Source organism: Oleiphilus sp. HI0043, assembly GCF_001634935.1.
The window spans coordinates 1-1170 of the sequence record NZ_LWEY01001443.1; the positions used below are offsets into that span (position 1 = coordinate 1).

General features: G+C 48.2%; 1 protein-coding gene. It reads left to right on the plus strand.

The window, feature by feature from the left end:
• Window positions 1-1170, plus strand: a 1170-nt coding sequence (locus A3729_RS20225; RefSeq protein ID WP_156498047.1) for a carboxyl transferase domain-containing protein, incomplete at both ends; no start/stop codon positions are given.

Below are 1170 nucleotides of genomic sequence, written 5' to 3' on the forward strand. Positions count from 1 at the left end.
TTCTGACAACGAGCTGGACTTTAGAATCCCCGGGCAAAATGCAGAAAACCCCGGACTTTATGAAGAAACTCTCCGTAAAGGTTACGACCTGATGCAGCGCCCAAGAAAAGCTGCTGGTGTAACGGCCATTACGCGTCAACACAGTAAAAAGCGAATGACGATATGGGAACGTATTTCAGTTCTAACAGATGAAGACCCAAAGGTACTGTTCCAGAACTGGGGTAAAAATCTAGATGGCGCGTCAATCGTCACGGCAGTCGTAAAAATAGACGGCCGAGACGTTGCCTTATACGGTCACGATTTCACCGTCAGGGCGGGCTCTATGGATGCCACCAACGGCACTAAGCTAGCCCGCTTAATGGAGCTTGCGGGTAAACGAAAGATTCCTTTAGTGGGCCTAAACGATAGTGCCGGCGCTTACGTCCCCGCCGGAGTCGGCGGTCTAGACGGTTACGCCGAAGCTTTTACCGCTTTAAGAAAGATCAGCGGTGTTGTACCTAGCATTATGTGCATGTTTGGTTTTAATGCCGGTGGTGGTTCATACCTTCCACGCCAAGGTAGCTTTATGATTCAGCCAAATGATACATTCTTTGGCCTAACAGGCCCTGGTGTGGTGAAAAGTGTACTCGGTGAAGATGTAACGCCTGACGAGCTTGGCGGCCCTGGCGTACATAGCCAAAGTGGTGTCACAGATATCGTGGTAAAAGATGAAGTCAGCGCCTTGAAGAAAGTTCGCCAACTACTCAAATATCTTCCGAACAACAATTCCGAGTTAGCACCCTATCAGGAAACGTCCGATCCGATTGATCGTAAGACCTGGGATATCGACATCCTGCTGAAGAAGGCCTTCAATAGCCCAACCGGTTTCAATACGCCTATTGATGTCACTATCATGATCCAGCAACTTTGCGACCATGGCGACTTTATTGAAATTCAGGAAGAGCGTGCACGTAACACGGTTACAGCCTTGGGTAGAATGGGTGGCAATGTGGTCGGCTTTCTGGCCAATAACAGCGCCGTGTCTTCAGGCCAGATTGATATTGATGCAGCCTATAAGAATGCACGCTTTATCCGCTTCTGTAACCTTTACAATATCCCTGTCATCTTTATGGAAGATACAACGGGTTTCTTACCTGGTAAAGATCAAGAATCAAACGGTATTGTGCAAGC